The sequence below is a fragment of the Kitasatospora sp. NPDC057198 genome, assembly GCF_042670125.1.
Classification (GTDB): Bacteria; Actinomycetota; Actinomycetes; order Streptomycetales; family Streptomycetaceae; genus Kitasatospora.
In genome coordinates this window covers 1-3,376 of record NZ_JBHUWH010000653.1, presented here as the reverse complement: position 1 = coordinate 3,376, position 3,376 = coordinate 1, and the positions used below count along the sequence as shown (strand labels likewise).

At 75.1% G+C, this 3,376-nt stretch carries 4 protein-coding genes; 3 read left to right on the top strand and 1 reads right to left on the bottom strand.

Annotation, left to right across the window (positions count from 1 at the left end; translation table 11 throughout):
* On the top strand, positions 1-214 hold a 214-nt coding region (locus tag ACFUEL_RS37245; protein WP_380242263.1), incomplete at its 5' end, for a hypothetical protein.
* 28 nt (positions 215-242) lie between these two features.
* Here the strand turns inward: ACFUEL_RS37245 and ACFUEL_RS37240 are convergent.
* Positions 243-989 (bottom strand): SDR family oxidoreductase, encoded by a 747-nt coding sequence (locus ACFUEL_RS37240; RefSeq protein WP_380242261.1) that lies wholly within the window; start codon positions 987-989, stop codon positions 243-245.
* Positions 990-1,356: 367 nt separating this feature from the next.
* On the opposite strand from ACFUEL_RS37240, the gene ACFUEL_RS37235 reads away from it, so the two are divergent.
* Entirely contained in the window at positions 1,357-2,388 is a 1,032-nt protein-coding gene (locus ACFUEL_RS37235) for an alpha/beta hydrolase (protein ID WP_380242259.1), read from the top strand.
* Between the two features lie 220 nt (positions 2,389-2,608).
* Positions 2,609-3,361, top strand: a complete 753-nt coding sequence (locus ACFUEL_RS37230; protein WP_380242257.1) for a hemerythrin domain-containing protein — start codon at positions 2,609-2,611, stop codon at positions 3,359-3,361.
* Positions 3,362-3,376 lie beyond the last annotated feature (15 nt).

The following is a 3,376-nucleotide window of genomic DNA, read 5'->3' as shown; positions in this document are numbered from 1 at the left end:
CCCCACCCCTGTCCTGGACGTCGAACTCTGCGGCGGCCGCTGGGACGGACACCGCAAGCGGGTCCGCCCCGGCGCGCCGCCGCCGTCGTTGCGGATGGTGCTGCGCGCCGAACTCCCCGACCCGGCGCGCGGCGAGCAGTGGCCCACCACCAGCGTGTACCGCTTCGACCCGGACGGGCCGCGGCCGCGCTACCGGCACTCGCACGACGAGTGAGCCGGGCGGCGGGCCCGGACCGCGCCGCTCAGCCGCGTCCGACGTACGGCATCGCGGTGGCCATCACGGTGACGGACTGCACGTTCGCCTCCAGCGGCAGCTCCGCCATGTGGCGGACCGTCCGGGCCACGTCCGCGACGTCCATGGTCGGCTCGGGCGCGATCCGGCCGTCCGCCTGTCGCACCCCCGTGCTCATCGCCGCCGTCATGTCGGTGGCCGCGTTGCCGATGTCGATCTGCCCGCAGGCGATCCGGTACGGACGGCCCTCCAGCGACAGGGCGCGGGTCAGGCCGGTGACGGCGTGCTTGGTCGCGGTGTAGGCGACGGCGTGCGGGCGCGGCGCGTGGGCGGAGACCGATCCGTTGTTGACGATCCGCCCGCCCTGCGGGTCCTGCGCCTTCATCCGGCGGAACGCGGCGCGCGCGCACAGGAACGCGCCGGTCAGGTTGAGGTCCACCACGGCCCGCCAGTCGGCCGCCGTCACCTCCTCCACCGGGGCGGGGCGGCCGAACGTCCCGGCGTTGTTGAACAGCAGGTCGATCCGGCCGAAGTGCCCGACCGCGGCGTCGAACAGCGCCTCCACCTGCGCCTCGTCGGTGACGTCGGCGGGCACCGCCAGCACCCGGTCCGGGCCGAGCCCGGCGGCGGTCTCCGCCAGCGGGGCGGCCCGGCGCCCGGCCAGCACCAACCGCCAGCCGGCCGAGGCGAGTTCGCGGGCCACGGCGCGGCCCACGCCGCTGCCCGCACCGGTGACGACGGCAACCTGCTGGGACACGCGCACACTCCTCGGGGTGGTTCGCCGGCCCCGGTGGTCGCCGGGCGCGGAACCCCCATGATCGCCGGGGCGGGGCGCCGCGTCAGCCGGAGGAACGTCCAAACCCGCCGCCGGGCCGGTCGCGACGGGCCCGCACCCCCGCCGACCGGCTGGAACCACCCCCGCCGACCGGCGGGTCGCGGGCCCCGTCGCAACCGGCTCCGGGGGACGGCACGTCATAGGATCACGGGAGGCCCGGACCGCCGCAGCGCGTGCGGCCGGGGCCGCACCCGGAGTGTGCCGGTGGCAGTGTCGCGGCCCTCCCGACACCCACTGACCAGGGCCTCCACCCGGCTGCCGGGCCGGCCCTCCGCCCGGAGAGACCACCGTGCTGCCGCAGCCCCGCCCCGCCGCCCGCCGCCCGTGGGCCGCCGCCGCCCTCCTGCTCGCCCTCACCGCCCCGCTCGCCGCCTGCGGCGCGCCCGGGGGCGCGGGCGACGCCCGGGCGGCGATCTCCACCGACCACCGCCCCACCGGCCCCGCCGCCCCGGCGAGCAGCGCGCCGCCGCCGAAGCCGACCCGGGTGCTGATGCCGACCGGCCCGGCCGCCCAGTTCTCCACGGCCCGCGACACCAAGGCCGGGCCGATCCTGATGACCACCCTGACCGGCGCCAAGTCCGGGGTCAGCGGCAAGGTCTGGGTCTGGCTGCCCCCGCAGTACGACGACCCCGCGTACGCGAAGACCGGCTTCCCGGTGCTGACCCTGTACGCGGGCGGGCAGAGCGCCGGCTACAACACCTGGACGGACGACCAGCTGCCGATCCAGGAGGTCGACCAGCAGCTGGTCGCCGAGGGCCGGGCCCACCCGTTCATCATGATCATGCCGGTGCAGAACCTCGACTCCCACGAGTCCAAGGCGCTGGAGTGCGCCGACATCCCCGGCCAGCCGAAGATCGGCACCTGGATGGCCGAGGACATCCCCGACTTCGTCCGGGCCAACTTCCGCACCGTCAAGGGCCGCGACGGCTGGGCCGTGATGGGCGCCTCCACCGGCGCGTTCTGCAGCGCCAAGCTGGCGCTCCAGCACCCCGAGGTGTTCAAGGCCGCCGTCCCGATCGACGGCTACTGGAACCCCGACTCGCCGCTGTGGAAGGGCCACGAGCAGGAGCGCCTGGCCAACAGCCCCGACCAGCTGATCGGCGCCGGCACCGCGGACGTGCGGATGCTGGCCACCGCGGGGGGCGCCAACGCGTACGAGACCAGGCTGGTGAAGAACTGGGTGGCCAAGGCCAAGGCCCCCACCACCGTGGAGTACTACGAGCAGCCCGGCGGCAAGCACCTCACCTCGGACTTCAAGAAGATGATCCCCACCACGCTGGAGTGGCTGACCGCCAACACCGCCGGGCCGGAAGCCGACTGAGTCCGACCGGATCCGAACCATCGCCCGCGAACGAAGGTAAAACTTCGTCAAAAACCGCTACGGGACGCCTGGAAAACGCTCTGACCTGCACATCAATCGGTCGTTCATTCGCCCCTGATGGAGTGTGGACACCCTGGAGCCGTGGACCGGAGAACTGGACCGGGGCGCCGCACCGCGGCCCCCGCTCCGGCCAGCCCCAGACCGTCGTGAAGAGAGCGCCATGTCCCGTCACCTGCTGTCCGTCGGCCCCGCGACCACCCCGGCACCGCTGGGCGACGGCGCCCCCGCCCGGCAGGCCGCGGCGCCCGCCGCCCCCGCGGCCGAGCTGCTCCCGTTCGCCGGGCTGCGCCTGGTGCACGCCGCCGTCCGGCGCGACCTGGCCCGCATCCCGCAGGCGCTCCGGCTGCTCCAGCCCGAGGACCACGAGTCCGCCCAGGCGCTCAAGCGGCACTGGGACTTCGTCACCGCCATGGTCACCTGCCACCACGAGCAGCAGGACACCCGGCTGTGGCCGCTGCTGCGCCGCTTCGCGCCCGAGCTGCGGCTGCTGCTGAACTGGCTGGAGTCCGACCACCACAACCTCGACCAGTGCTTCACCCGCACCACCACCCTGGTCGGCATCGCCACCCGCGACCCGGCCAGCGCCTGGCCGGTCTCCTACGCGGTCGAGGAGCTGGCCGCCCGGGTGGAGACCCACCTGCGGATCGAGGAGCGCCAGCTGCTGCCCCGGATGGCGGGCGTCTTCCCGCCCGGCTCCCGGATCGGCACCCTGCCCGAACTGCTCGACCTGCTGCGCCTCGCCGACGGCCCGTCCGCCTCCGACGCCCTGGTGTGGCTGCTGGAGGGCGTCGACCCGGCGCAGGTCGACCGGCTGCTCGCCGACTGCGACGACGAGACGGCCCGCCACTGGCCGCACTGGCGCGACACCTACGCCCGCTGCACCGACCGGCTGTGGGGGCCGGCCGGGCAGTGACCGGCGCCCCGGATC

Bases quoted from the DNA above. Each gene is read 5' to 3' on its own strand.
- ACFUEL_RS37230 (WP_380242257.1), top strand. From the start codon at position 2,609: ATGTCCCGTCACCTGCTGTCCGTCGGCCCCGCGACCACCCCGGCACCG.